At 61.4% G+C, this 25,841-nt stretch carries 24 protein-coding genes; 14 read left to right on the top strand and 10 right to left on the bottom strand.

From position 1 onward, the window contains the following. Positions 1 to 2: 2 nt before the first annotated feature. Positions 3 to 1,727 carry an acetolactate synthase 3 large subunit gene (locus J3P92_RS04640; protein ID WP_420767589.1) on the bottom strand — a complete coding sequence of 575 codons (1,725 nt, stop codon included), beginning with the start codon at positions 1,725 to 1,727 and terminating at the stop codon, positions 3 to 5. A gap of 400 nt (positions 1,728 to 2,127) precedes the next feature. Between J3P92_RS04640 and J3P92_RS04635 the strand changes: the two genes are divergently transcribed. Continuing rightward, entirely contained in the window at positions 2,128 to 2,550 is a 423-nt protein-coding gene (locus J3P92_RS04635; RefSeq protein ID WP_420767590.1) for a DUF4124 domain-containing protein, read from the top strand. A gap of 6 nt (positions 2,551 to 2,556) precedes the next feature. On the opposite strand, the gene J3P92_RS04630 is transcribed toward J3P92_RS04635, so the two are convergent. Genes J3P92_RS04630 through mrcB form a run of 3 tightly spaced genes read right to left on the bottom strand, consistent with a single transcriptional unit; the run spans position 2,557 to position 5,940 of the window. Further along, on the bottom strand, positions 2,557 to 2,886 hold the full coding sequence (locus J3P92_RS04630) for a YqcC family protein (RefSeq protein ID WP_420767591.1): 330 nt from the start codon (positions 2,884 to 2,886) through the stop codon (positions 2,557 to 2,559). Continuing rightward, positions 2,886 to 3,605 carry a tetratricopeptide repeat protein gene (locus tag J3P92_RS04625; protein WP_420767592.1) on the bottom strand — a complete coding sequence of 240 codons (720 nt, stop codon included), beginning with the start codon at positions 3,603 to 3,605 and terminating at the stop codon, positions 2,886 to 2,888. The genes J3P92_RS04630 and J3P92_RS04625 overlap by 1 nt, the downstream gene beginning before the upstream one ends. Positions 3,606 to 3,621: 16 nt before the next feature. Further along, on the bottom strand, positions 3,622 to 5,940 hold the full coding sequence (gene mrcB, locus J3P92_RS04620; RefSeq protein ID WP_420767593.1) for a penicillin-binding protein 1B: 2,319 nt from the start codon (positions 5,938 to 5,940) through the stop codon (positions 3,622 to 3,624). Between the two features lie 116 nt (positions 5,941 to 6,056). Between mrcB and J3P92_RS04615 the strand changes: the two genes are divergently transcribed. The 3 genes from J3P92_RS04615 (at position 6,057) to J3P92_RS04605 (ending at position 8,528) form a co-directional block, all read left to right on the top strand. Next, the gene (locus J3P92_RS04615; protein WP_434650004.1) at positions 6,057 to 7,613 is read left to right on the top strand and encodes an AAA family ATPase; all 1,557 of its coding nucleotides are present in this window, start codon (positions 6,057 to 6,059) and stop codon (positions 7,611 to 7,613) included. Between the two features lie 90 nt (positions 7,614 to 7,703). Then, positions 7,704 to 8,045, top strand: a complete 342-nt coding sequence (locus tag J3P92_RS04610; RefSeq protein ID WP_420767595.1) for a pentapeptide repeat-containing protein — start codon at positions 7,704 to 7,706, stop codon at positions 8,043 to 8,045. Between the two features lie 210 nt (positions 8,046 to 8,255). Beyond that, positions 8,256 to 8,528 (top strand): TfoX/Sxy family protein, encoded by a 273-nt coding sequence (locus J3P92_RS04605; RefSeq protein WP_420767596.1) that lies wholly within the window; start codon positions 8,256 to 8,258, stop codon positions 8,526 to 8,528. Between the two features lie 220 nt (positions 8,529 to 8,748). Here the strand turns inward: J3P92_RS04605 and J3P92_RS04600 are convergent, their stop codons facing one another. Genes J3P92_RS04600 through J3P92_RS04585 form a run of 4 tightly spaced genes read right to left on the bottom strand, consistent with a single transcriptional unit; the run spans position 8,749 to position 12,289 of the window. Continuing rightward, entirely contained in the window at positions 8,749 to 9,597 is an 849-nt protein-coding gene (locus tag J3P92_RS04600) for a ChaN family lipoprotein (protein ID WP_434650003.1), read from the bottom strand. Between the two features lie 21 nt (positions 9,598 to 9,618). Further along, positions 9,619 to 10,386, bottom strand: coding sequence for a heme ABC transporter ATP-binding protein (locus J3P92_RS04595; RefSeq protein WP_434562280.1), 768 nt, complete (start codon positions 10,384 to 10,386; stop codon positions 9,619 to 9,621). After that, entirely contained in the window at positions 10,386 to 11,369 is a 984-nt protein-coding gene (locus J3P92_RS04590; RefSeq protein ID WP_420767662.1) for a FecCD family ABC transporter permease, read from the bottom strand. The genes J3P92_RS04595 and J3P92_RS04590 overlap by 1 nt, the downstream gene beginning before the upstream one ends. Positions 11,370 to 11,419: 50 nt before the next feature. Beyond that, positions 11,420 to 12,289 (bottom strand): heme/hemin ABC transporter substrate-binding protein, encoded by an 870-nt coding sequence (locus J3P92_RS04585; RefSeq protein WP_434650002.1) that lies wholly within the window; start codon positions 12,287 to 12,289, stop codon positions 11,420 to 11,422. A gap of 169 nt (positions 12,290 to 12,458) precedes the next feature. On the opposite strand from J3P92_RS04585, the gene J3P92_RS04580 reads away from it, so the two are divergent. Then, entirely contained in the window at positions 12,459 to 12,776 is a 318-nt protein-coding gene (locus tag J3P92_RS04580; RefSeq protein WP_434650001.1) for a Rieske (2Fe-2S) protein, read from the top strand. On the opposite strand, the gene sfsA is transcribed toward J3P92_RS04580, so the two are convergent. Both sfsA and J3P92_RS04570 read right to left on the bottom strand, forming a co-directional pair. Then, a complete protein-coding gene (gene sfsA / locus J3P92_RS04575) occupies positions 12,732 to 13,490 on the bottom strand; it encodes a DNA/RNA nuclease SfsA (RefSeq protein ID WP_434649999.1) in 759 nt (252 codons plus the stop codon). The genes J3P92_RS04580 and sfsA overlap by 45 nt on opposite strands. Then, on the bottom strand, positions 13,490 to 14,662 hold the full coding sequence (locus J3P92_RS04570; protein ID WP_434562272.1) for a pyridoxal phosphate-dependent aminotransferase: 1,173 nt from the start codon (positions 14,660 to 14,662) through the stop codon (positions 13,490 to 13,492). Before J3P92_RS04570 ends, sfsA begins: the two co-directional genes overlap by 1 nt. A 333-nt stretch (positions 14,663 to 14,995) precedes the next feature. Here J3P92_RS04570 and dksA point away from each other — a divergent pair, with 333 nt between their 5' ends. The 9 genes from dksA (at position 14,996) to panC (ending at position 25,785) form a co-directional block, all read left to right on the top strand. After that, positions 14,996 to 15,439, top strand: coding sequence for an RNA polymerase-binding protein DksA (gene dksA / locus J3P92_RS04565; protein WP_420767603.1), 444 nt, complete (start codon positions 14,996 to 14,998; stop codon positions 15,437 to 15,439). Positions 15,440 to 15,667: 228 nt separating this feature from the next. Then, positions 15,668 to 16,549 carry a tRNA glutamyl-Q(34) synthetase GluQRS gene (gene gluQRS / locus J3P92_RS04560; protein WP_434649998.1) on the top strand — a complete coding sequence of 294 codons (882 nt, stop codon included), beginning with the start codon at positions 15,668 to 15,670 and terminating at the stop codon, positions 16,547 to 16,549. 77 nt (positions 16,550 to 16,626) lie between these two features. Further along, complete coding sequence (locus J3P92_RS04555; protein WP_003176118.1) at positions 16,627 to 16,803, top strand: hypothetical protein; 177 nt, start codon at positions 16,627 to 16,629, stop codon at positions 16,801 to 16,803. After that, entirely contained in the window at positions 16,787 to 19,741 is a 2,955-nt protein-coding gene (locus J3P92_RS04550) for a sensor histidine kinase (RefSeq protein WP_420767605.1), read from the top strand. The genes J3P92_RS04555 and J3P92_RS04550 overlap by 17 nt, the downstream gene beginning before the upstream one ends. Positions 19,742 to 19,763: 22 nt before the next feature. Beyond that, the gene (locus tag J3P92_RS04545) at positions 19,764 to 21,197 is read left to right on the top strand and encodes a sigma-54-dependent transcriptional regulator (RefSeq protein WP_420767606.1); all 1,434 of its coding nucleotides are present in this window, start codon (positions 19,764 to 19,766) and stop codon (positions 21,195 to 21,197) included. A 715-nt stretch (positions 21,198 to 21,912) separates the two neighbouring features. Next, positions 21,913 to 23,310 (top strand): polynucleotide adenylyltransferase PcnB, encoded by a 1,398-nt coding sequence (locus tag J3P92_RS04540; RefSeq protein ID WP_420767608.1) that lies wholly within the window; start codon positions 21,913 to 21,915, stop codon positions 23,308 to 23,310. Between the two features lie 3 nt (positions 23,311 to 23,313). After that, positions 23,314 to 23,799, top strand: a complete 486-nt coding sequence (gene folK, locus J3P92_RS04535) for a 2-amino-4-hydroxy-6-hydroxymethyldihydropteridine diphosphokinase (RefSeq protein ID WP_420767609.1) — start codon at positions 23,314 to 23,316, stop codon at positions 23,797 to 23,799. Between the two features lie 328 nt (positions 23,800 to 24,127). After that, positions 24,128 to 24,928, top strand: coding sequence for a 3-methyl-2-oxobutanoate hydroxymethyltransferase (gene panB / locus J3P92_RS04530; protein WP_420767610.1), 801 nt, complete (start codon positions 24,128 to 24,130; stop codon positions 24,926 to 24,928). After that, on the top strand, positions 24,925 to 25,785 hold the full coding sequence (gene panC / locus J3P92_RS04525; RefSeq protein ID WP_434562266.1) for a pantoate--beta-alanine ligase: 861 nt from the start codon (positions 24,925 to 24,927) through the stop codon (positions 25,783 to 25,785). The genes panB and panC overlap by 4 nt, the downstream gene beginning before the upstream one ends. Positions 25,786 to 25,841: the final 56 nt, after the last annotated feature.

Raw genomic sequence — 25,841 nt, 5'->3', positions numbered from 1 at the left:
GATTAGGTACGCTCCGTCTTGCTCAGCCACATATCGCGCATGGAGCCGTCTTTGATCTGCATCGGGTAGACGTGCTCGCTGGTGTCGACCTGGATGTCCAGAAACACCAGTCGATCCTTCATGGCGAAGGCTTCTTCGAGCCCGGACTTCAAGTCCTTCAGGTCAGTGATGCGGATGCCGACGTGACCATAGGCCTCGACCAGCTTGACGAAATCCGGCAACGACTCCATGTAGGAGTGCGAGTGACGGCTGCCGTAGCTCATGTCCTGCCACTGGCGAACCATGCCCAGTACACCGTTGTTCAGGTTGACGATTTTCACCGGCAGACCGTATTGCAGGCAGGTCGACAGCTCCTGGATATTCATCTGGATGCTGCCTTCACCGGTCACACAGGCAACATCGTTGTCCGGGAAGCTCAACTTGACGCCCATGGCCGCCGGGAATCCGAAGCCCATGGTGCCGAGGCCGCCGGAGTTGATCCAGCGGTTGGGTTTGTTGAACTTGTAGTACTGCGCCGCGAACATCTGGTGCTGGCCCACGTCCGACGTCACGAAGGCGTCGCCGTTGGTCACTTCGCACAACGTCTCGATGACGGTCTGCGGCTTGATTACGCTGCCGTCGCCCTTGTCGTACGGGAACAGGCCCCGATCACCACGCCATTCATCGACCTGCTTCCACCAACTGGCCACGGCATCTTTGTTAGGAGCCTCGCCAATTTCCTTGAGGATCGCGACCATCTCGGTCAGCACGCTCTCGACAGGACCCACAATAGGCACGTCTGCCTTGATGGTCTTGGAGATGGACGCCGGATCGATATCGATGTGGATGATCTTGGCGTTCGGACAGAACTTCGCCGGACCGTTGATGACACGGTCGTCGAAGCGCGCGCCCACGGCCAGGATCACATCGGCATGGTGCATCGCCAGGTTGGCGGTGTAGCTGCCGTGCATGCCGAGCATGCCGATGAACTGGCGGTCGGTACCTGGGTAGGCGCCGAGCCCCATCAGCGTATTCGTAACAGGCAGGTTGAGCATCTTGGCCAGTTCGGTCAGGGGCTCAGAACCACCGCCGAGGATCACGCCACCGCCGGAATAGAGCACTGGACGCTTGGCCGCCAGCAGCATTTCGGCAGCCTTGCGGATTTGTCCCGAGTGACCGCGCACGGCCGGGCTGTAGGAGCGCAGCTTGGCTTTCTTCGGATAGATGTATTCGAACTTCTCGGCCGGGTTGGTCATGTCTTTTGGCACGTCGACCACGACAGGGCCCGGACGACCGGACTCGGCCAGGTAGAACGCCTTTTTCATGACCTCCGGGATTTCCGAAGCGTGCTTGATCATGAAGCTGTGCTTCACGATCGGCCGGGAGATACCGATCATGTCGGTTTCCTGGAACGCATCGGTGCCGACCATGGTGCTGGGCACCTGGCCGGAGATGATCACCATTGGAATCGAGTCCATATAGGCCGTGGCGATACCGGTAATGGCGTTCGTGGCGCCGGGGCCGGATGTCACCAGAACCACGCCGGCCTTGCCGGTGGCGCGGGCATAGCCGTCAGCCATGTGGGTGGCCGCTTGTTCGTGGCGAACCAGGATGTGGGTCACTTCCGGTTCTTTGAACAGGGCATCATAGACATGAAGAAGAGCACCACCGGGGTACCCGTAGATATATTTGACGCCTTCGTCACGCAAGAAGCGGACGAGCATCTCACCGCCAGATAAAAGCTCCACGTTGTTCACCTCTAAAACGCCAGAATACCGACCCATGGGAAAGGGACGGGTCTTAATAGGTTTACTTCTCGGCAGAGCATGAGCGACGGTGGTCGCCGACTACGTCAGCACTGACTGAGCAAGTATTGGGATCGTCCCAAGTGTTGCGGGCCTTTCCCACCCAGCGCGAGGTAACGCGTTGCGGGTGTAACAGGTCGGCGCGGATGTGCGCCTCATGATCTGCCGAGTGGGTCTGCTTCTGGCAGTCCCTCTACAGCGGACTTTGGATTCTTCTGTTTCGCCCTCTGCAAGTCAAGTCGTCAATGTGCTTTATTGAAGTAAGCACATGAGAACGCAAGAAAAAACCTTTAAACGGCTACTCTGTTAGCTTCGATTGCGCAACCCAGGACAAGGAAACAGCATGCGAATGATGTTATTGACGGCCAGCCTGTTGGTGGGCCTGAGCCCAATGAGCATGGCCGGCCAGATCTTCAAGTGGGTCGATGCCCAAGGCGTGACCCATTTCGGCGCCCAGCCGCCCGAGGGCGTCCAAGCGACCACCGTGGGCAAATCCGCGACGCCCGCCCCCAAACCTGCGGCGCCAGCTTCAGGAGGAGTCATTGGCGACCAGAAAACCATCGATCAGCAGGTAAAACAGCAGGTTGCTGAACAGGAAGCTCAACTCAAGGCGTTTTGCGAACAGGCACGGACAAACCTGGCGCAGCTGCAGAACAACCCTAGGGTACGGGAAGAGGTGGAAGGCGAAATGCGCCGGCTTACCGACGAAGAGCGGCGCCAGCGCATCGATGAAACCCGTGCGCAGATCGACGAGAACTGCCAGTGAGTACCGTCAGCTGACGGCGGCGATCAGCTGGTCGAATTGTGCCAGCAGTCGCTGCAACTCGGTCCCCTGCCCTGGCCGTTGGGCATAGACCATTTCAGCCATGGCCAGAATACCCGAGGCGTTGGGCAGCGGCAGGTCGTTTTCCAGGATGGCTTTCATGCGCGGAAGAAAGATCCATTGCAGCCACTGCTCGAAATCCAGGGTGTCGACGGCGAACGGCTCGACACTGGCCAGCGCCTCGGCCGAAGGCGAAACATCACTCCACCAGCCCTGGACCCGCAGCTCTCGCTCGATCAGCAGTAGCTGATCGGCAATCTTGGGAAACCGAACATCCATCAGAGCGAAACCTTGGCTTTCTGGCGGGCCAATGCCGCGCCTGCCGAATCGCCTTGCTTCTCGCGAGCCTGGGCGATCAATTCCCACAGGCTCGCCTGGAGCGCCGGGCGACCGCTGGAGAATGTCAGGCCGCGACGAGCCAGTTGTTCGGCTTGCGGCGCATCGCCCTGGGCCATGCGTACCTGGGCCAGACGATAAAGAACCTGCGGCTCACGCGGCGCAACACGCTGGGCTCGCTCGAGGCTCGAGGAAGCGCCGTTGAGATCCCCTCCCGCCTGCTGCTGTTGCGCCGTGGTCAACAGGGCCAATACCGGTCCGTCCAGTTGCTCATCGGCGGACAAGCCACCGGAACTGGCCGATGGGATACTGCTCGGCGTCGATGGCATGCTGTAGCTGCCCTGGTTGATCGGCGAGGTTTCGATAGGTCCAGGCGTGATCGGGCCCGGCGTGATCGGCGTGCTGCTGATCGGTGCCGACGTGGTGGCGCCACCTCCCGGCACCATTACCACCACGCCGGTGTCCCCTTGGGGAATCGCCTGCGCCTGGCCTTGTACTGGCCGTTTGACCGTCGTCTGACGGAAACCACCGTTGGCCGAGACTCGCTCGCTATTGGAAACGGCCGTACCGGAGTCGACGACCGGAATCGAACCGCGCTGTACGGTGGAACAGCCACTGAGCAAAGCCACGGCGGTTACCGCTGGAATCAACCACTTGTTCACTTGAAACCCTCTTTGCTTAATTCATCCAGTCCTTGACCCAATCCATCACCGATTCGGCGGGATTCTGACCACCACAGGCTGCACCGGGTGGCGGTTCGCTGCCGCGAATATACGGCATCTGCACAGCGCCCGGGCAGTTGGCATCGGAGCCTTGCCCAGTGCGCGAATCGACCCAGGCCTGGACGATGTTGTCGGGTTGCGGCATGTCCAGAGGCAGCGGATCGGCCTTGCGCATGAAACTGGTCCAGACCTGCAACGCACCGGTGGCGCCAGTGAACGGCGTCTTGCCATTGTCGTCACGGCCAAGCCAGACAACCGCCAGCAAGTCCTGGCTGAATCCGGCGAACCAGCTGTCGCGCGAATCGTTACTCGTACCGGTCTTGCCCGCCAGGGTCAACGTCCGTGGGAGTACGTTATAGACCGAACTGCCAGTGCCTTCGCGCATGACTCGTTGCATGGCGCTCTGGATCAGATAAATAGAAGCCGGGTCGAAGCGTTGCTGAATCTGGAACGGATAACGCTTGAGCGGCTCGCCATCGGCGGTCAACACGCTGCGGATCCCGCGCATCGGTGTGTTGAAGCCACCATTGGCAAGGGTCTGGTACATGGCCGCCACTTCGATCGGAGCCAGGCCACCGGCGCCCAACAGCATCGATGGGAAGGCCGGGAATTCGCGGTTCACTCCCAGGCGCGCCAAGGTCTTGAGCACATTCGGCACGCCGACTTCCAGCCCGAGGCGGGCCGTCGATAGGTTGTAGGAATGCGCCAGGCCTTGGTACAGGAACACCGTGCCGTGGGGACGACGATCATAGTTCTGCGGCGTCCAGACCTGCCCGTCCGCGCCCTTGACCGAGAACGACTCATCGGACAGCCAACTGGTGAGCGTGTACTGGCTTGGCTTTTCCAACGCAGTGAGATAAACCGCCGGTTTGATCAGCGAGCCGATCGGTCGCACCGCGTCCAACGCCCGGTTGAATCCTGCGAAACTGGCCTGGCGGCTGCCGATCATCGCCTGGACTTCCCCGGTTTCAGGGTTGGTCACCACCATAGCCGCTTCGACTTCGTCGGAACCCTTGCGCCCCGCCAGTCGCTTGAAAGTGTCATTGACCGAGGCCTCGGCCTTCATCTGCAGGATCGGGTCGAAACTGGTGAAGATCCGCAGGCCTTCTTCGGTCAAGTCTTCGTCGCGGTAGTCTTCTCGCAGTTGACGCTTGACCAGGTCCATGAAGCCAGGGAAAGAACTGTCCGCCAAGCTGCCACGCTTGGTCACGCCCAGCGGCATCTTTTTCGCCGCCTCGACTTGTTCTGCCGTTGCCACGCCCTGCTGCTGCAACAGATCGAGCACCAGGTTGCGCCGCTCAAGCGCACGCTCCGGATTACGACGCGGGTTGTAGGAAGACGGCCCCTTGACCATGCCCACCAACAACGCCACCTGGTGCAGCTTGAGTTCGGACAGTGGCTGGCTGAAGAAGAACTGGCTGGCCAGGCCGAAACCGTGCACCGCGCGCTGGCCGTCTTGCCCGACGAAGACCTCGTTGAGGTACGCCTCCAGGATCTCCTGCTTGTCGTAGTGCAGCTCCAGCAGCAACGCCATCATGGCTTCGGTCAACTTGCGGGTCAGGCTGCGCTCGTTGGTCAGGTAGAAGTTCTTGACCAACTGCTGGGTCAAGGTACTGCCGCCCTGGCGCATGTGCCCCGAAGAAGTATTGACCCAGACGGCACGGGCGATCGACTTGGGCGAGACGCCGAAGTGATGGTAGAAATCACGGTCCTCGACGGCAATCAGCGTATCGAGCAGGAACGGTGGCACCTGGTCGATCTTGATCAGGATGCGGTCTTCGAGGTTCTTGGGGTATAGGCCGCCAATCAACAGCGGCTCAAGACGCACCACGGACAGCTTGGCATTGTTGGCACCGGTCAGCGCGGCTACATAGTCGCCGGAAAACCGCACCCGCACCGGTTGCGCCTGCTCCATGCCTTCATAGAACTGGAAACCGCGGGTGTTGAGGTCGATGGTATTGCCGTTCACCGACGCCGCCCCGGGACCATTGGCGACGCTTTCGCGGCGATAACCCAAGGCATCGAGCTCAGTCAGGAAATCATCCTTGCTCAGCTTTTGTCCGACGAACAGCTCCAACGGCCGTGCGTAGACCTTGGCCGGGATGGTCCAGCGCTTGCCGGAGAACTTCTCCTGGACGATAGCATCGAGGTAGACGGCAAAACCGGCAAGCACGACAAGGCCTACCAGGCTCAGTTTAAGGGCCCAGCCCAACCAGGGCCGCAGGCGGCTGGCGGGTGGTTTCTTGGGGGTGCGGGGGGATCGGGTACGAGTCATGGCGGCGGATTATACGCACTTTGTCGAGGTTCAACATGAGTCCGCCAAGGTTTGCGTTAGCGCCGCTTGCGGCCATAATGACCGCCTTGAATTTTCCAGTCTCTGAAGGATCGCCCGTGAGCCAATCACTGATCGCTGCCCTGCAAAACCCAGCCCTCTACCCGCATCCCATCGAAGGGTTCCAGGTCATCGAAACCCACATCTCCTGGGTGTTGCTCACCGGCCCCTACGCTTACAAATTCAAGAAACCGGTCAATTTCGGCTTCCTCGACTTCACCAGCCTCGACGCACGCAAGCATTTCTGCGGCGAAGAACTGCGCCTGAACCAACGCCTGACCCAGGATCTTTACCTGGAAGTCTTGCCGATCACTGGCAGTGCCCAAGCGCCACAACTGGGCGGCGACGGCCCGGCTATCGAATACGCCTTGAAAATGCGCCAGTTCCCCCAAAGTGAACTGCTCAGCACGCTGCAGGCCAATGGCGAACTGACCACCGCGCACATCGATGAAATGGCCGCGCAGATCGCCCAGTTCCACCTCACCACGCCAAAAGTGCCTGCCGACAATGCGGCGGGCACACCAGACAGCGTCATGGCGCCGGTGCGGCAGAATTTCGAACAGATCCGTCCATTCCTCAACGACAAGGCTGACCTGCTGCAACTCGAGGCTCTCCAGGCCTGGGCGGAAACCAGCTTCGAGCGGCTCAAGCCGTTGTTTACCCAACGCAAGGCCGACGGTTTCATTCGCGAATGCCACGGCGACATCCATCTGGGCAACGCCACGGTGATCGACGGCAAAGTGGTGATCTTCGACTGCATCGAATTCAACGAGCCATTCCGTTTCACCGATGTCTACGCCGACACCGGGTTCTTGGCGATGGACCTTGAAGACCGCGGCCTCAAGTCCCTGGCGCGACGCTTCGTCAGCCAATACCTGGAGCTGACCGGCGATTACGATGGCCTGGAATTGCTGAACTTCTACAAGGCCTATCGTGCCCTGGTCCGCGCCAAGGTCGCGCTGTTCAGCATGCCCGCCGAAGCCGATCCGGTGCAGCGCGCCACGACCCTGCGTCAATACCGCAACTACGCCAACCTGGCGGAAAGCTACAGCACGATTCCTTCGCGCTTCCTGGCCATCACCCATGGCGTGTCCGCCGTTGGCAAAAGCCACGTAGCGATGCGCCTGGTGGAAGCGCTTGGCGCGATTCGCCTGCGCTCGGACGTGGAACGCAAGCGCCTGTTCGGTGAACAGCAAGTGCCGAACGATCCACAGGCCGGCATCTATAGCAGCGATGCCAGCAGCGCCACGTACGCCCGGCTGCATGAGGTCGCCGATGCGATCCTCCACGCCGGTTTCCCCGTGGTGATCGATGCCACCTACCTCAAGCATGATCAGCGCGACGCCGCGGCCAAGGTTGCCGAAGGCACGGGCGCGCCGTTCCTGATTCTGGATTGCGAGGCGCCGCAAGCAGTGATCGAGAGCCGGCTCGCCCAGCGCCAAGCCGACCAGAAGGATCCTTCCGATGCCAACCTGACCGTCATCGCCTCCCAGCAGGCCAGCCGGGAAGCACTGACGCCGGCAGAAATCCTTTGCAGCAAACGGGTTCAAACCAACGAAAGCGGCACGCTGGATGTCGTGGTGGCGCAGATCCGCCAGCGCTTGCCGGGCCTGTAGAAACTATTTCGGCCGTGAAGCGACGCCCGGCTTCACGGCCGCCAAATAGTGGCACTACACTGGCGTCATAAAACCATCAGGTGATATGCCATGAGCCACCCAAAGCTTCTCGATACCCCGCTTTATGCCTTGTTGCGCAAAGATGACGTCGCCGGGTTTAACGCCGAACGACCTCAAGGTCCTATCGACATGCGCGGCGGCGATTTTCGTGGCCTCGACCTGCGGGAACTGAACGCCGACGACGTGGATTTCACGGATGCCTACTTCCGTTCCACCGATTTGCGCGGCATCGATTTTCGCAAGTCGTCACTGGAAGGCGCGAGCCTGGCTCATGCGCAGATCTCCGGCACCTACTTTCCACCCGAGCTATCTGCCGACGAGATCCTGATGTCGATGAATTTCGGCACTCGCCTGCGCTATCGCACCCGCTGAAACGACGGCACCCGTGGTTGCGGCACCATCACTCTCCAGCGCCCCTGCCTGCGCTGGACGATGCGCTTTTCCTTCATTCCTCAACCATCGTGCGTAATGCATTAGAAGCTTTTGCGTCGATTCCGATCAAAGAATCACGCTTTTCCTGCTGAACGCTACACTCCTGAAAAGCTTGCCCACTGCACCAGTCGGCCGTCGCAAGGAGGCTCGATGAATGATGAACTGCAACACCTGAAGAATCTGGGCAAGACATCAGCCCAGTGGCTGCACGCCGTGGGCATCCACAGCGCCTCGGATCTGCGCCGGCTCGGCGCGGTAGACGCCTATCGCGCCGTACGCACTCGCGGGTTTCGCGCTTCCAAAGTGCTGCTGTATGCCATCGAAGGCGCGCTGATGGACATGCATTGGAACGATATCCCCCCGGAACGCAAGGAAGCCCTCAACAAACAGTTGGATGCCATTTCGGCGCGGCACAAAGCCTGAAACCCTTTTTTCTCGCGTCCGACCCGCTCACGCCAAGAAACTTCGGGCAATCGGGAAAGAATGTTTGACTTGGTAATGAGAATCGCTATGATTACCACATCCGGTCGCGAGACTGGTCGATATTTGAAAAGCCCTTGGTTCGGACTCTCAGATATCTCCTCATCAGGCTAATCACGGTTATTTGACCCGGCTTTTGCCGGGTCTTTTTTTGCCTGGAGAATCACTTCGCGTCGCCTGAACGCATTTGCGCGCAGTAATCCTGCGGCGGCATTGCCGGGGTGTACCACACGTAATCCGCCATGGCCGGTGTCACATTGCTGCCCTCTTCAGCCAACATCAGCACCGACGGCGCATCGTGGGCCCCCAGATCCAGCGCATGCAGCGGCACGCCAACGTCCTTGCGGCCATGCCAGGCGCCCGCGAACAACAACGCCGGCGCGGGAGCCTCAAGCAATCGTTCGGCCATGCGCCGGTCACGCTGCTGCTGCACAGCCAGCATCGCGGGCATTTGCGACTCTGGCAGGAGTCCGCAGTGGGACTCACGGATCTGCTCCAGCAGCACGCCCTTCACAGCATCCGAATTGGAACGAACTCCCTGCATCACAGGCGCTTGACGATAAATCCGTTGGATCTGCGCGCTGTCCAGATTGGCCGCCAGCACGGGATAGGATTGCATCAGGGCGAACTCGACCATGGGCCCGTAGAGGCTCCAGTCCCAACCTGGCGACCAGTCCAACGCGCCGGGCAGATCCCTTGGCAAGGCAGACAACTGGCGAGCCGCGTCGACCCGTGGTTGTTGCTGGGGCGTCAACATCTCCAGTAACAGGCTGCCTTGGGCCCGTCGCTCGGCCAAGGCCTGGAGCAGCCAACGCTGCAATTCATGGTGATCGCGATTGTCATGTTGCTCTCCAACCACGACTCGCTGGGCACCCGCCAAACGCTTGACCAATACCTGGGGCGTGATCGATTGGCCGGTGTGCAAATCACGAATCCGTCCACCAAGCGGAGGGGGCTCGACAGTTTGACAGGCCGTCAACACAGCCAATGCCAGCATCAGGATCAAGCGCATATCGGTATTCTCCAGCCAGACTCAGCGGGCAATGATCAACGGATGGCCGCGCTCCGGATGGGATTGCACCAGCACGTCCAGGCCAAACACCGCCTTGAGGGGCTCCGGGCGCAGCACTTGCTGGGGCGAATCCAGGGCCACCGGCCTGCCGGACGCCAGCAGCAACAGGCGATCACAGTAACGCGCCGCCAGGTTCAGGTCATGCAGGATCACCAGCACCGCCGCGCCACGACCGGAAAATTCACGCACCGCTTGCAGAATGGTGTGCTGATGCAGCGGATCGAGCATGGAAGTGGGTTCGTCCAGCAGCAGGATCTGTCCCGCCTCGCCCGGCCACAATTGCGCCAGTACCCGGGCCAGATGGACCCGCTGTCGCTCACCGCCGGACAAGCTCAGGTAATTGCGACCTTGCAAATGTGCGGCGTCCGCAGCCCGCAGCGCCAATTCGACAATTTGCCCGTCACGTATCCGGCCGCTCTGGTGGGGCAGCCGCCCGAGGCCGACGACTTCTTCAACACGGAATGCGAAATCCAGGGTCGAGGTCTGCGGCAATACCGCCAGGCGACGGGCGCGCTCGCTGCCTTCCCACTGGGCCAGTGGCCGATCATCGAGCCAGACCTCTCCCTGTGCCGGACGCATTTCTCCACACAAACCGGCGAGCAGCGTACTTTTGCCCGCCCCATTGGGACCCAGCACACCCAGCACTTCGCCCGGAGTGAGCTGCAGATCAATATCCGCCAATACGGTTTTGTGGCCCCGGCGAATGTACAGGTTCTGCGCTCGCAACATCAGGCGCGCCCCCGCAACAAAAGATAAAGGAAAAACGGCGCGCCGATGAAGGCCGTGACGATGCCGATCGGCAGCTCAGCCGGGGCCAGCGCCAGACGCGCGACCAAATCGGCGAGCAGCAACAGGCTCGCCCCCGCCAGCACCGATGCCGGCAACAGGACGCGGTGGTCCGGCCCCGCCATCAACCGTACCAGGTGCGGCACCACCAGCCCGACAAAGCCGATCATGCCCGCCGCCGCGACGGCAGCCCCGACGCCCAAGGCGGTGCAGAACACCAACTCTCGCTTGAGCCGTTCGACGTCGATGCCCAGATGGGCGGCTTCCGATTCGCCGAGAAGCAAGGCGTTAAGCGCCCGGGCGCGACGCGGCAGCCAGATCGCGACGCCGACGCTGACCAGCAACAACGGCCACAACCGCCCGTAGCTGGCACCGTTTAGGCTCCCCAGGTTCCAGAACGTCAGGGTGCGCAAGGTCGCATCGTCCGCCAGGTAAGTGAACAAGCCGACCGCGGAGCCGGAGAGCGCGGTCAAGGCAATGCCAGCCAAGAGCATGGTGGCGACATGCGTCTGGCCGTTGCGCCGGCCGAGGCGATAGACCAGCGCCGTGACTCCAAGCCCGCCGAGAAACGCACACAACGACAACACGTAAGGCCCCAACGCTTCGGGCACCCCGCCCAGCGCCGAGCCGGCGACGATGGCAAACGCGGCACCCAACGCCGCGCCACTGGACACGCCCACCAACCCCGGGTCGGCCAGCGGGTTACGAAACAATCCTTGCATCGCCACGCCAGACAGCGCCAACACTCCCCCCACCATCAGTCCCAGCAACGTGCGCGGCAGACGAATCTGGCCAAGGATCAGCTCGGCCTGCTCCAGGCCATCGGCGGCCACCGGCAAACCCAACAGGCGCAGGGCGGCCCGCAAGGTATCGAATAAGGGCAAGCTCACCGGTCCCAACGCCAGGGACAGCCAGGTCGCCAGCAGACACAGCAGGCCCAGCCCAACAAACAACGTGCGCGGCTTGACTAGCGCCGTCATGGCACCCGGGCCGGATAGAACGCATTGGTCAGCTTCACCAGGCTTTGCGGCAAACGTGGGCTTAGTCCGCCCACCAGCAACGTTGGGTCCAGCTCCATGACGCGCCCGTCCCTGGCGGCGCGCGTCGAGGACAGGATCGGATTTTCCTTGAACAACGCCGCGCGCGCCTCTTCACCGCGCAAGGCACGATCGGCGAAAACCAGCACTTCAGGGTTCAGGCTGGCCAGGGTTTCAACGGAGAACGGTTTGTAACCGCTGTGGGTCGCCAGGTTGTGGCCGCCGGCCTGTTGCAGTAGCCAATCAGCGGCGGTGTCCCTGCCCGCGACCAGCGGCTTGCCGCCGGCGCTGCCCACCAACAGCAATACACCAGGCGCCTTTCGCTTGAGCCGGGCTTCATCCACCCTAACGCTATGCCGGGAAAGACTCTGGCGATAATCCTCGAACAATTCTCTAGCCCTGGACTCGGCTCCCAACAACTGACCCAGGTGACGCAGATTGTCCTGGAGCGCCGCCAGGCTTGGCGCCGCAGAGAACAGTTCGACCTGCACCCCGGCGTTGCGAATCTGCGCCAAAACCGGAGGCGGCCCCATTTCTTCGGTACCCACCAGGATCTGCGGACGCAAGCTCAGCACGCCCTCCGCCGATAGCTGCCGCTGATAACCGATACTGGGCAACGCTCGCAGCGATTCGGGATGCTGGCTGGTCGTGTCCACGCCCACCAGTTTCGATTCACCACCCAGCGCGCCGACCCACTCGGACAAGGCGCCGCCGGCGCTCACCCAGCGCTGCGCAAGATCGGCCGCCAACGCTCCCTGGCAGGCCAGCAAGACGATACAGAGCGCAGCAACGCGGACATTCAGGCGCATCGGGCAGCTTCCTCGAAGAAGTTTTCCACAGGGTCGGGCTTGGACAAGTATCCTCGACACCACCTGCGAAGGAGGCGCCATTTGATAATTGTTTTCATTTGACCGTCAAGCATGGCACTCGACAACATAGCCTTCAACGAGCCCGTCCTTATGACACCTAGAGACTCACATGAAATTTCTTTGTAGCACCGCTGAGCTGGCTGAAAGCGGCAGTCGCGGTTTCGACATGAATGGGCGCAAGGTCCTGGCCGTGCGGCGCGCAGGCCAGGCGTATGTCTATCTCAACCGCTGCCCGCACCGCGGCGTGCCGCTGGAATGGCAACCCGACCAGTTTCTCGATACCAGCGCCAGCCTCATCCAGTGCGCGACCCACGGCGCGCTGTTCCTGATCGAAAGCGGTGAGTGCGTCGCCGGCCCTTGCGCGGGGCAATTCCTGGCGGCGCTAGATAGCCGGGAGGACGATCAAGGCATTTGGGTCGAGCTGTAGTGGCTCAAGCAACACCGGCAGCGGACGATCGACCCACATCTGCTCCGGCGTCAGCATGGCGCCATATGCCAACACTTCCACCCCGGCGGCCACGGCCTCGCGCAACGCCGCGGCGTACACCGGGTCGATTTCGTGCGCCGGCCGCACCGCATCGATGCCGCTCAGGTTCACGCAATACAACTGCACCGCGCGCACGCCCTCCCGCGCCAGGCAAGCCAGCTCTCGCAGGTGCTTGGCGCCACGCAGGGTTACCGCATCGGGGAACGCCGCGACATTCGTCCCGTCGAAACCCAGCGTGACGCTTTTCACCTCGACCCAGGCCGAGCTGCGATCCGCGTAGTCGAGCCGAAAATCGATGCGGCTGTTCTCGACGCCATAGGCCACTTCCCGCTTGAGCCCTATGAACCCGTTCAGCTCACTGATGACACCGGCGCGCAGCGCTTCCTCGATCAACCCATTGGCCCGCGCGGTGTTGATACAGGCCAAGCGCCCCTGAGGGGTTTCGCCTATTTCCCAAGTGCCCGGCAACTTGCGTTTGGGGTCGTTGGAGCGACTGAACCAGACGCGCGCGCCCTCGGCCATGCAATTGAGCATCGAGCCGGTGTTGGGACAATGAATTGTCAACAGTTCGCCATGAACGGTCTCGATATCGGCGAGAAAACGTTTGTAACGTCGAATCAACCGTCCTTCTTCCAAGGCAGGGGAAAAGAGCATCAGCCTTGCCAGCTCCGCAGTCCGCGTTCAATTCGCTCCACCGCTTCTTGCAGCCGCGGCAGGCTTTGGGTGTAGGCGAAACGCACGTGATGACCGGCCTGATGACGACCGAAATCGAGCCCCGGCGTGAACGCCACGTGTTCGGTTTCTAGGAAGTGCTGGCAGAACGCGAAGGCATCTGCGCCGAAAGCGCTGATATCGGCATAAAGGTAGAACGCCCCTTGGGGCTCCACTGCGATGCCGAACCCCAGCTCACGCAACGCTGGCAGGAGAAAGTCACGACGCAGCGCGAACTCGGCGCGCCGTTGTTCGAAAATCGCAATGGTCGCCGGCTCGAAACAGGCCAAGGCCGCGTACTGGGCCATGCTTGGCGCACTGATGTAGAGGTTTTGCGCGAGCTTTTCCAACTCAGCGACGGCCGCCGAAGGCGCCACCAGCCAGCCCAGCCGCCAGCCGGTCATGCCGAAATATTTGGAAAAGCTATTAAGGACGAACGCATCGTCATCGACTTCCAGCACGCTGGCGGCGTCGGTGCCGTAGGTCAGGCCGTGATAGATCTCGTCGACGACCAGGTGCCCGTTGTGGGCCTTGATCGCCTTGGACAATCCCGCCAATTCATCCCGGCTGAGAATCGTCCCGGTCGGGTTGGCCGGGGAAGCCACCAGGGCACCGACGCTGTCCTGGTCCCAATGGCGATCCACCAGGTCCGGCGTCAACTGATAACGCACGTCCGGCCCCACGGGCACCAATTGTGCCGCGCCTTCGATCAGCCGCAGGAAATGACGGTTGCAGGGGTAGCCTGGATCGGCCAATAGCCAATGTTTACCAGGGTCCACCAGCAGAGCACTGGCCAGCAACAACGCGCCGGAGCCACCCGGAGTAACCAGGACGCGCCGGGGATCGATCTCCACGCCGTAGCGCTGCGCGTAGAAACCGGCGATGGCTTCGCGCAGCTCGGGAATGCCCCGGGCCGCGGTGTAGCGGGTCTTGCCGGCGGCCAGGGCAGCCTGGCCGGCCTGGATGATCGGCTCGGCGGTGGTGAAGTCCGGCTCGCCGATTTCCAGGTGAATGACATCGTTCCCGGCGGCCTGCAGTTCGTTGGCGCGCGCCAGCAGCGCCATGACATGGAATGGTTCGATGGCACGGCTGCGTGCGCTGTAGGGCTGGGCCATTGGGCCGTCCTTCACGAAAAAAGAACCGATTCTACCCAACTCGGGAACGGGTGCGGGAACGAGCGCAAATCTAAAACGGTCCTAGCGCTAGCTGGAAATGACTCCAGCGTTAAACCCAGACTTGACTAAAATCAAGCATTGAGCAGGTTTGCAACACCACCGAACCGGACCCGATCATGTTTTACGGGCCCCAGCCGCGCCAGGCTCGACAACCGGGAGTAGCGCAGGCTGATTTGATCTGGTAAGTTCGCCCGCTTGCAGCCGCAGGGCCGGCAGGTGTCGGTGATGGAGCAATCCTGCGTAGTGGATTACAAGAGTAGAGGCGGTCCATTCATGCCCACCCAAGCAAAGCAGAATCAAAATCAGTCGCTCAGCGGGTTTGAGCCGTATGTCGCGAAAGAGGGCGAAGAGTACATGGGCGCCCCCATGCGCGCGCACTTCACCAAGATCCTGAACAAGTGGAAACAGGACTTGATGCAGGAAGTCGACCGCACGGTTGACCATATGAAGGACGACGCTGCTAACTTCCCCGACCCGGCCGACCGTGCCAGCCAGGAAGAAGAATTCAGCCTTGAACTGCGCGCTCGCGACCGTGAACGCAAGCTGATCAAGAAAATCGACAAGACGCTGCAACTGATCGAAGACGAAGAATACGGCTGGTGCGAGTCCTGCGGCGTCGAGATTGGCGTCAAGCGACTGGAGGCACGTCCGACCGCCGACATGTGCGTCGACTGCAAGACCCTCGCGGAAATCAAGGAAAAACAGGTCGGCAAGTAATCGCCGGGGCTGTCATCGAAACGGAGCGTTCATACGCTCCGTTTTTTGTTTGCGAGGCTCCCATGCCCTCAGTTTTTGTGGGAGCGAGCCTGCTCGCGAATGCGTTCGTCCCGCCAACATTGATGTGACAGCCACACCGCTTTCGCGAGCAGGCTCGCTTCCACAGGAAATTATGCTCCGTCATCAAGATTTGCACTCCTTTCGCCCGGACCCCGTAAAATTCGCTCTATGACTGACTACACCGGACGCTTCGCCCCCACCCCCAGCGGCCACTTGCATTTCGGCTCGCTGGTCGCCGCCCTGGCGTCGTACCTCGATGCCCGGGCCGTGGGCGGACGCTGGTTGTTGCGCATGGAAGACCTCGACCCGCCCCGGGAAGAGCCCGGCGCGCAGGCGGCAATTCTCAAGGCGCTGGAGAGCTACGGGTTTGAATGGGATGGTGAAATGGTGCGCCAGAGCGACCGCCACGCCGCCTATCAGCAGGTCATCGATCGCTTGTTCAACCAAGGCCTCGCCTACGCCTGCACCTGTTCGCGCAAGCAACTGGAACCCTATCAGGGCATTTATCCGGGACTGTGCTGCAACGCAGGTCACAACACCGAAGACGCCGCCATCCGCCTGCGCGTCCCCGAACTTGAATACCATTTCGTCGATCGGGTCCAAGGCGAATTCCGCCAGCACCTGGGCCGCGAGGCCGGCGATTTTGTGATTCGTCGCCGCGACGGGCTGTATGCCTACCAATTGGCAGTGGTCCTGGACGACGCCTGGCAGGGTGTCACCGATATAGTCCGAGGCGCCGACCTGCTGGATTCCACGCCGCGCCAGCTATACCTGCAAGAACTGCTTGGGTTGCCACAACCGCGCTATCTGCACGTGCCACTGATTACCCAGCCGGACGGGCACAAACTCGGCAAATCCTATCGTTCACCACCCTTGACGGCCGATCAAGCAACGCCTCTGCTGTTGAGAGCGCTGCGCGCACTGGGCCAGCAACCGGCATCGGAGTTGGTCGATGCCAGCCCACGGGAGTTGCTGGCCTGGGGCATTCGCCACTGGGATGCGGGAAAGATCCCACGCACACTGTCCCTGCCCGAAGCGCAAATACAGTGACGGCCCTTGCAGCCTGCCGCCTATCCGTTACCATCGCCGCACGTTTTCGGGCACGTGCATAAAAAAGAGAGGCCGGGATGTACATCTATCGCTTGGTCCTGCTCCTGGTAGTGGGGATTTACCTGTTCTCCCCAGCCATCATGGATTGGTGGATCGATGCCACGGGTGCCTGGTATCGGCCCTATCTGCTCTGGCTGATCCTGATCGTCGTGACCTTCATCCTGCAGAGCCAAAAAGATGCCGATGAGCTTTAGCCTGACCCAGATGATCCTGATCAGCGCCGCCTATCTGGCGGTGCTGTTCGGCGTGGCTTGGATCAGTGAACGAGGCATGATCCCCCGGGCAATCATTCGCCACCCGCTGACCTACACCCTCTCGCTGGGCGTCTACGCCAGTGCGTGGGCGTTTTATGGCACGGTCGGCCTTGCGTACCAATACGGCTATGGCTTCCTGTCCAGTTACCTCGGGGTGTCCGGCGCCTTCCTGCTGGCGCCGGTGCTGCTTTATCCGATCCTGAAAATCACCCGCACCTATCAATTGTCTTCGTTGGCCGACCTGTTCGCCTTTCGATTCCGCAGCACCTGGGCCGGTGCGCTGACCACCATCTTCATGCTGGTCGGCGTGCTGCCATTGCTGGCGCTTCAAATGCAGGCGGTCGCCGACTCCATCAGCATTCTGACCCACGAACCGGTGCAGCACCGGGTGGCGCTGAGCTTCTGCGTCCTGATTATCCTGTTCACGATTTTCTTTGGCTCGCGGCACATCGCCACGCGGGAAAAACATGAAGGCCTGGTGTTCGCGATCGCCTTCGAATCGGTGATCAAGCTGGTCGCCATCGGCGGCGTCGGCCTCTATGCCTTGTATGGCGTATTCGATGGCCCGCAGCAGCTCGAGATCTGGCTGTTGCAGAACCAGACCGCCCTCGCCGCGCTGCATACGCCGCTCCAGGAAGGCCCGTGGCGCACGCTGCTGCTGGTGTTCTTCGCCTCGGCGATCGTCATGCCGCACATGTACCACATGACCTTCACCGAGAACCTCAACCCGCGCTCGCTGGTCAGCGCGAGCTGGGGCTTGCCGCTGTTCCTGCTGTTGATGAGTCTGGCCGTGCCGCTGATCCTGTGGGCCGGCTTGAAACTGGGCGCCAGCACCAACCCGGAGTATTTCACCCTCGGCATCGGCATCGCCGCCAACAATGAAGCCTTGGCGCTGCTGGCGTATGTCGGCGGCCTGTCAGCGGCCAGTGGCCTGATCATCGTGACCACCCTGGCACTGTCGGGCATGGCTCTCAACCACTTGGTACTGCCGCTCTACCAGCCTCCAGCCGAGGGAAACATCTATCGCTGGCTGAAATGGACCCGTCGCGCATTGATCGTCGCGATCATCATGGCCGGCTACGGTTTCTATCTGATGCTGGGCGACGGACAGGACCTGGCCAACCTGGGCATCGTCGCGTTCGTTGCGACCCTGCAATTCCTGCCCGGCGTCCTGTCAGTGTTGTATTGGCCGACCGCCAACCGCCGCGGCTTTATCGCCGGCCTGCTGGCGGGGATCGTGGTCTGGCTGGTCGCCATGCTGCTGCCGCTGCTGGGCAACCTGCAGGGTTTCTATATTCCGCTGTTGAACATGATCTACGTGCTCGACGACACCAGTTGGCACATGGCAGCCATCGCCTCGCTGGCGGCAAACGTGCTGATGTTTACCCTGATCTCGCTGTTCACCAATGCCAGCAGCGAAGAAGCCAGTGCCGCCGAAGCCTGCGCTGTGGATAACGTGCGCCGGCCCCAGCGCCGTGAACTGCACGCTGCCTCGCCCCAGGAATTCGCCACTCAACTGGCCAAGCCTCTTGGCGCCAAGGCCGCGCAAAAGGAAGTCGAACAGGCCCTGCGCGACCTTTACCTGCCATTCGACGAACGCCGTCCATACGCCTTGCGTCGGTTGCGGGATCGGATCGAAGCCAACCTGTCCGGCCTGATGGGCCCCAGCGTGGCCCAGGACATGGTCGAAACGTTCCTGCCCTACAAGGCCGGCGGCGAGAACTATGTCACCGAAGACATCCACTTCATCGAGAGCCGCCTGGAGGATTACCACTCGCGCCTCACCGGCCTGGCCGCCGAGCTGGATGCCTTGCGCCGTTACCATCGCCAGACCCTGCAGGAACTGCCGATGGGCGTGTGCTCCCTGGCCAAGGACCAGGAGATCCTCATGTGGAACAAGGCCATGGAAGAACTGACCGGGATTGCCGCGCAGCGGGTGGTCGGTTCCCGCCTGAGCACGTTGGGCGAGCCGTGGAAAGGCTTGCTGCAAGGCTTCATCGACCTGCCGGACGAGCATCTGCACAAACAACACCTGGCCCTGGACGGACAGACCCGCTGGCTGAACCTGCACAAGGCAGCGATCGACGAGCCTTTGGCGCCGGGCAACAGCGGCCTGGTGCTGCTGGTGGAAGACCTGACCGACACGCAGATGCTCGAAGACAAGCTGGTCCACTCCGAGCGCCTGGCCAGCATCGGTCGCTTGGCCGCCGGGGTGGCCCATGAAATCGGCAATCCGATCACCGGCATCGCCTGCCTGGCGCAGAACCTGCGCGAAGAGCGCGAGGACGATGGCGAGCTGACGGAAATCAGCGGCCAGATTCTCGAACAGACCAAGCGCGTATCGCGCATCGTCCAGTCGTTGATGAGTTTCGCCCACGCCGGCGGTCATCAGCACAACGACGAGCCGGTGTGCCTGGCCGAAGTGGCCCAGGACGCCATCGGCCTGCTGGCGCTCAACCGGCGCAACTTCGAAGTCCAGTTCTTCAACCTGTGCGACCCCGAACACTGGGTCGACGGCGACCCCCAACGGCTCGCCCAGGTGCTGATCAATCTGCTCTCCAATGCGCGCGACGCCTCACCGGCCGGCAGCGCGGTACGGGTCAAGAGCGAAGCTTTCGAACATACCGTCGACCTGATCGTCGAAGACGAAGGCAGCGGTATTCCACAGAACATCATGGACCGATTGTTCGAACCCTTCTTCACCACCAAGGATCCTGGCGAAGGCACCGGTCTGGGCCTCGCACTGGTCTATTCCATCGTTGAAGAGCATTATGGACAAATCACCATCGACAGCCCGGCCGATGTTCAGAGCCAACGCGGCACCCGTATTCGGGTGACCTTGCCGCGTCATGTCGAAGCGACGTCCGCTGTGAACTGAGACCGTCGAGAGAATCGAATCAATGCCGCACATTTTGATCGTCGAAGACGAAACAATCATCCGCTCCGCCTTGCGCCGCCTGCTGGAACGCAACCAGTACCAGGTCAGCGAAGCCGGTTCCGTGCAGGAAGCACAAGAACGCTTCAGTATTCCAACCTTTGACCTGATCGTCAGCGACCTGCGCCTGCCCGGCGCACCCGGCACCGAGCTGATCAAGCTGGGCCAGGGCACGCCCGTACTGATCATGACCAGCTACGCCAGCCTGCGCTCGGCGGTCGATTCCATGAAAATGGGCGCGGTCGACTACATCGCCAAGCCATTCGACCACGACGAGATGCTCCAGGCCGTGGCCCGGATCCTGCGTGATCGACAGACGGCGAGCAGCCAGCCAGCGGAAGCGACGAACGGTAAGGCCGCGGCGTCCGGTAAGGTGGGCGCAAGCAACAGCAACGGCGAAATCGGCATCATCGGCTCTTGCCCTCCGATGCAGGACCTTTACGGCAAGATCCGTAAAGTGGCGCCGACCGACTCCAATGTGCTGATCCAGGGCGAGTCCGGCACCGGCAAGGAACTGGTGGCCAGGGCGCTGCACAACCTGTCCCGCCGGGCGAAGGCCCCGATGATCTCGGTGAACTGCGCAGCCATCCCGGAAAGCCTGATCGAGTCCGAATTGTTCGGCCACGAAAAAGGCGCATTCACGGGCGCCAGCGCCGGGCGCGCCGGCCTTGTTGAAGCAGCGGACGGCGGCACGTTGTTTCTCGATGAAATTGGCGAACTTCCTCTGGAAGCCCAGGCGCGGTTGCTGCGCGTGCTCCAGGAAGGCGAAATCCGCCGGGTGGGCTCCGTGCAATCGCAGAAAGTCGATGTGCGCCTGATCGCGGCGACCCACCGGGACCTCAAGAGCCTGGCGAAGATCGGCCAGTTCCGTGAGGACTTGTATTACCGCCTGCACGTGATCGCGCTCAAGCTGCCGCCGCTGCGCGAGCGTGGCGCGGACGTCAATGAAATCGCCAATGCCTTCCTGGCCCGCCAGAGTGCGCGTGTCAACCGCACCGACCTCAAGTTTGCCCCGGACGCCGAGCAGGCCATTCGTCACTACGCCTGGCCGGGTAACGTACGCGAACTGGAGAATGCCGTGGAGCGCGCGGTGATCCTGTGCGAGAGCCCGGAAATTTCCGCCGACCTGCTGGGCATCGATATCGAGGTGGGCGACCTGGACGATGAGGAGTTCATCGGGCTCGCACCGCAGCAAAACGGCGCGAACAACACCAGCCACGAGCCCACCGAGGACCTGTCGCTGGAAGACTACTTCCAGCACTTCGTCCTCGAGCACCAGGACCACATGACCGAGACGGAGCTGGCGCGCAAGCTGGGCGTGAGCCGCAAATGCCTGTGGGAACGCCGGCAGCGCCTGGGTATTCCACGGCGCAAGACCGGGGCCACCAGCGAAAGCTGAGGTGCCCAGGTAACATCGCTGGATGTGAAAAAACTGTTACCTCAGCTTTTTCACGTAACAAAAGCCGGGGTTTACGGTAACGAAATCCCGGCTTTTTTTTGCCCCGAGCAAACCGGAATAAGCATAGAACCCCCGTCTTTCCTGGGCCTTGCAAAAGTTGGCACGCACCCTGCTATAGCTTTGGTACAAGAACAACAACAAGCAATGCACAAGACAATAAAAATAAGACGAATCGACTCACGCACAATAAAAACAAGACGGCGAGAGGCGCAGCTAACTGATTCTTTTGGAGAGGCGTTGTATTTGGGGCATGCCCCACAACCAGGCCGAGAACAATAAAAACTGTCTCAAGACAGGTGCCTGAACTGGTTGGATCGATTGATCACTGCAACACAGCGACCAAAGCAATCCGTTTGCTCTTGGCTCCCGATTGGGAGGGTCACGAAGGGAAGACCTCGTGATATGGGCGCTCAACAAAAACAAGAAGCCCAAAACCAATAATAAAAAAAGAGCACGCAACTAATTCTGGGGGAGCTTCGGCTCCCCTTGTGGTTTCTGTCGTTCAGCCTTCCCGCATCCTACAAGCTTGTCGCTCAACGCTTGCAACACAAAACGCCTGCGTCCTACACCATCCCTCGACTAAATGCTAGAATCCCCGCCCATCATGCGGTCATTCTTGGTTTTTGGCCGAATATTCCTTCAAACAGTGCATCCCATGCTGAAGAAGCTGTTCCAGTCATTCCGTTCTCCCTTGCGTCGTACGCAACACATACGCAGCACGCCTGAAGTGCTCAATAGCGGCCAGCATTCGTTGCAAAAGGCCCAATTCAGCCGTTACGCGGTGAACATCGTCGAACGCCTGCAGAACGCCGGCTACCAGGCCTACCTGGTCGGCGGGTGCGTGCGTGACATGCTGTTGAACATCACCCCCAAGGATTTCGACGTTGCCACCAGCGCCACGCCAGAGCAGATACGGGCCGAGTTCCGTAACGCACGGATCATCGGGCGTCGCTTCAAGCTGGTGCATATCCACTTTGGCCGCGAAATCATTGAAGTGGCGACTTTTCGCGCCAACCATCCGCAGAATGACGAAGACGAAGACAGCAACCAGTCTTCTCGCAACGAAAGCGGACGCATCCTGCGCGACAACGTCTACGGCACGCTGGAAGAAGACGCGCAACGCCGCGACTTCACCATCAACGCCTTGTATTACGATCCGGTCAGCGAACGCATCCTCGATTACGCCAACGGCGTACACGACATCCGCAATCGGCTCATCCGCCTGATCGGCGATCCCAGGCAGCGGTACCAGGAAGACCCGGTGCGAATGCTGCGGGCCGTGCGTTTCGCCGCCAAACTGGATTTCGGTATCGAGAAACACAGCGCCGCGCCTATCCGCGACCTGGCCCCCATGCTCAGGGAAATTCCTTCGGCTCGCCTGTTCGAAGAAGTGCTCAAGCTGTTCCTTTCAGGCAACGCCGCAGACACCTTCGAGATGCTCGTCGACCTGCAATTGTTCGACCCGCTGTTCCCAGCCAGTGCCGAGGCGCTGGAATACAACCCGACCTACACCCACACACTGATCAGCGAAGCGCTGATCAACACCGACCTGCGCATCAAGCAGAACAAACCGGTAACTCCGGCGTTCCTGTTCGCCGCTTTGCTCTGGCCGGCCCTCCCCGCCCGCGTCTTGCGCTTGCAAGAGCGCGGCATGCCGCCGATCCCGGCGATGCAGGAAGCCGCCCACGAGCTGATTGCCGAACAGTGCCAGCGCATCGCCATTCCAAAACGTTTCACGATGCCGATTCGCGAAATCTGGGACATGCAGGAACGCCTTCCCCGCCGCAGCGGCAAACGTGCCGACCTGCTGCTGGACAACCCGCGTTTCCGCGCCGGCTACGACTTCCTGCTACTGCGCGAAAGCGCGGGCGAGCAGACCGACGGCCTGGGCGAATGGTGGACCGATTACCAGGACGCCAACGACAGCGAACGCCGCGACATGATCCGTGACCTCAGCGGCAAGGACGACGGCACCGGCGGCCCGCGCAAGCGCCGACGCAGCAGCGGTGCCAAGCGCAAGCGCGCGGGTGTACCGAGCGCCTCGGGCGAGTAAGCGATGGAACGCATCTACATCGGCATGGGCAGCAACCTGGCCGAACCCGCAGGACAACTGCGCAGCGCCGTCGAAGCGCTGGCGCGACTGCCCGAGACCCGATTGGCAGGCGTCTCGGCGTTTTATCAAAGCGACTCGCTGCTTCCTGGCCAGCCACGCTACACCAACGCCGTGGCGGCGCTGGAGAGCAGCCTCGCACCGCTGGATCTGCTCGATGCGCTGCAAGCCATCGAAACCGATCAAGGGCGTGAACGCCTGGAGCGCTGGGGCCCGCGGACGCTGGACCTGGATATCCTGCTGTTCGGCGATCGCTTGATCGACGAACCCCGTCTCAAGGTTCCTCATTACCATATGCAGGCCCGGGCCTTCGTGCTCTATCCCTTGGCAGAGCTGGCGCCCGCCGACCTGCGCCTCGCTGACGGACGCCGTCTCAAGGACCTGCTTGCGGCGTGCCCATTCGTCGGCCTGGAACGCTTGCCTCTTATCTGACGAAGACATCCCCTGTGGGAGCGAGCTTACTCGCGATGCCGGTGGATCAGTTGCCCCACCTGTAACTGACACAGCGCTATCGCGAGCAAGCTCGCTCCCACAGGATCCGGGACCCGGCAGTCAGATTCGAAACACGCCCCTGCGCTGAAACGCATCAGTAACCCCGGTAACACCCGGCGGTAACACATCCAATTGACTTCCCCGGTACTCCTCACGACTATAGGCGTCCCGTCGCCGCCAACGCGGCGCTAATGGGTGCAATCCAGGCCTTACAAGCACCGCGCATAGAAGGTGCGCCTGTATTGGAGCGCCTAATGAGGACTTTTTCATGCCAGCTATTACCCTGACCACGCTGCAAGGTCTCAAGCAGAAAGGTGAGAAGATCACCATGCTGACCTGCTATGACGCCACCTTCGCCAATGCCTGCAACGAGGCCGGAGTTGAAGTGTTGCTGGTGGGCGACTCCCTCGGCATGGTGCTGCAAGGTCATGACAGCACCTTGCCGGTGACAACCGCCGACATGGCCTACCATGTGGCCGCCGTCAAACGCGGTAACACCGATGCGCTGATCCTCGCCGACCTGCCCTTCATGGCCTATGCCACCCTCGAACAAACCATGACCAACAGCGCCCTGCTGATGCAGGCCGGCGCGCACATGGTCAAGATCGAAGGCGCGTTGTGGCTGGCCGATTCGATCCGCTTGCTGGCCGAGCGTGGTATCCCGGTATGCGCACACCTGGGCCTCACCCCCCAGGCGGTGAATATCCTGGGGGGTTACAAGGTCCAGGGTCGCAGTGAAAACCAGGCGCGGCAGATGCGTGCCGATGCAATCGCGCTGGAACAGGCCGGGGCCGCCATGCTGTTGCTCGAATGCGTGCCCAGCGAACTGGCCCAGGAAATCACCCAGGCAGTGAGCATCCCGGTGATCGGCATCGGCGCCGGCAACGCCACCGACGGCCAGGTGCTGGTGCTCCACGACATGCTCGGGCTGTCGATCACCGGTCGCGTGCCGAAATTCGTGAAAAATTTCATGGCTGGGCAACCCTCTATCCAGGCAGCCCTGCAGGCCTATGTCGCCGAAGTGAAGGCTGCGTCCTTTCCCGGCGCTGAGCACGGATTCTCCGCATGAACACCGTCAAGACCGTACGCGAACTCCGCGCCGCAGTGGCCCGCGCCCGCGGCGAGGGCAAGCGCATCGCTTTCGTGCCGACCATGGGCAACCTGCACAGCGGCCACATGGCCCTGGTGACCAAAGCCTCGCAACGAGCCGATTTCGTCGTGGCAAGTATTTTCGTCAACCCGCTGCAATTTGGCGCTGGCGAGGATCTGGACAAATATCCCCGCACCCTCGCCGCTGACCAGGAAAAACTGCTTCAGGCCGGTTGTCATTTGCTGTTCGCACCCGGTGTCGAGGAAATGTATCCCGATGGCATGGCCGGGCAGACCCGGGTCAGCGTCCCGCAGTTGTCCGAAGGATTGTGCGGAGCCAGCCGTCCGGGGCATTTCGAGGGTGTGGCGACCGTGGTGAGCAAACTGTTCAATATGGTCCAGCCGGACCTGGCAGTGTTCGGCCAGAAAGATTTCCAGCAATTGGCGGTGATCCGCGCATTGGTCCATGACCTGAACATGCCGATCCAGATTATCGGTGAGCCAACCGTCCGCGCCGAGGACGGCCTGGCGCTGTCGTCGCGCAACGGCTTCCTCAGCCCCGAGCAGCGCGCCGTCGCGCCCGTGGTCTATCGCGTCCTGAGCCAGATCGCTCAAGCTATCCAGCAGGGGCAACGGGATTATCCGGCGTTGATCGATGAACAGCTCAAGCAACTCGAAGCCGCGGGCCTGCGCCCCGACTACCTGGAAATCCGTCACGCCAAGACCTTGCGTCCGGCCGTGAGCGAGGACCGCGACCTGGTGATCCTGGCCGCTGCTTTCCTGGGCACCACACGGTTGATCGACAACCTGCACCTGGATCTCGACGCGCCCGCCTGAACACCTCAGTCCGAATGTGGGAGCGAGCCTGCTCGCGATAACGGTAGATCAGTTGA

The sequence above is a fragment of the Pseudomonas sp. D3-27 genome, assembly GCF_051132165.1.
Taxonomy (GTDB): Bacteria; Pseudomonadota; Gammaproteobacteria; order Pseudomonadales; family Pseudomonadaceae; genus Aquipseudomonas.
The sequence above is the reverse complement of the archived record's forward strand: the minus strand, read 5'-3'. Positions and strand labels throughout refer to the sequence as shown.

Bases quoted from the DNA above. Each gene is read 5' to 3' on its own strand.
- J3P92_RS04635 (WP_420767590.1), top strand. From the start codon at position 2,128: ATGCGAATGATGTTATTGACGGCCAGCCTGTTGGTGGGCCTGAGCCCA.
- J3P92_RS04630 (WP_420767591.1), bottom strand. From the start codon at position 2,886: ATGGATGTTCGGTTTCCCAAGATTGCCGATCAGCTACTGCTGATCGAG.
- mrcB (WP_420767593.1), bottom strand. From the start codon at position 5,940: ATGACTCGTACCCGATCCCCCCGCACCCCCAAGAAACCACCCGCCAGC.
- J3P92_RS04610 (WP_420767595.1), top strand. From the start codon at position 7,704: ATGAGCCACCCAAAGCTTCTCGATACCCCGCTTTATGCCTTGTTGCGC.
- J3P92_RS04605 (WP_420767596.1), top strand. From the start codon at position 8,256: ATGAATGATGAACTGCAACACCTGAAGAATCTGGGCAAGACATCAGCC.
- J3P92_RS04600 (WP_434650003.1), bottom strand. From the start codon at position 9,597: ATGCGCTTGATCCTGATGCTGGCATTGGCTGTGTTGACGGCCTGTCAA.
- J3P92_RS04595 (WP_434562280.1), bottom strand. From the start codon at position 10,386: ATGTTGCGAGCGCAGAACCTGTACATTCGCCGGGGCCACAAAACCGTA.
- J3P92_RS04585 (WP_434650002.1), bottom strand. From the start codon at position 12,289: ATGCGCCTGAATGTCCGCGTTGCTGCGCTCTGTATCGTCTTGCTGGCC.
- J3P92_RS04580 (WP_434650001.1), top strand. From the start codon at position 12,459: ATGAAATTTCTTTGTAGCACCGCTGAGCTGGCTGAAAGCGGCAGTCGC.
- sfsA (WP_434649999.1), bottom strand. From the start codon at position 13,490: ATGCTCTTTTCCCCTGCCTTGGAAGAAGGACGGTTGATTCGACGTTAC.
- J3P92_RS04570 (WP_434562272.1), bottom strand. From the start codon at position 14,662: ATGGCCCAGCCCTACAGCGCACGCAGCCGTGCCATCGAACCATTCCAT.
- dksA (WP_420767603.1), top strand. From the start codon at position 14,996: ATGCCCACCCAAGCAAAGCAGAATCAAAATCAGTCGCTCAGCGGGTTT.
- gluQRS (WP_434649998.1), top strand. From the start codon at position 15,668: ATGACTGACTACACCGGACGCTTCGCCCCCACCCCCAGCGGCCACTTG.
- J3P92_RS04555 (WP_003176118.1), top strand. From the start codon at position 16,627: ATGTACATCTATCGCTTGGTCCTGCTCCTGGTAGTGGGGATTTACCTG.
- J3P92_RS04550 (WP_420767605.1), top strand. From the start codon at position 16,787: ATGCCGATGAGCTTTAGCCTGACCCAGATGATCCTGATCAGCGCCGCC.
- J3P92_RS04545 (WP_420767606.1), top strand. From the start codon at position 19,764: ATGCCGCACATTTTGATCGTCGAAGACGAAACAATCATCCGCTCCGCC.
- J3P92_RS04540 (WP_420767608.1), top strand. From the start codon at position 21,913: ATGCTGAAGAAGCTGTTCCAGTCATTCCGTTCTCCCTTGCGTCGTACG.
- folK (WP_420767609.1), top strand. From the start codon at position 23,314: ATGGAACGCATCTACATCGGCATGGGCAGCAACCTGGCCGAACCCGCA.
- panB (WP_420767610.1), top strand. From the start codon at position 24,128: ATGCCAGCTATTACCCTGACCACGCTGCAAGGTCTCAAGCAGAAAGGT.
- panC (WP_434562266.1), top strand. From the start codon at position 24,925: ATGAACACCGTCAAGACCGTACGCGAACTCCGCGCCGCAGTGGCCCGC.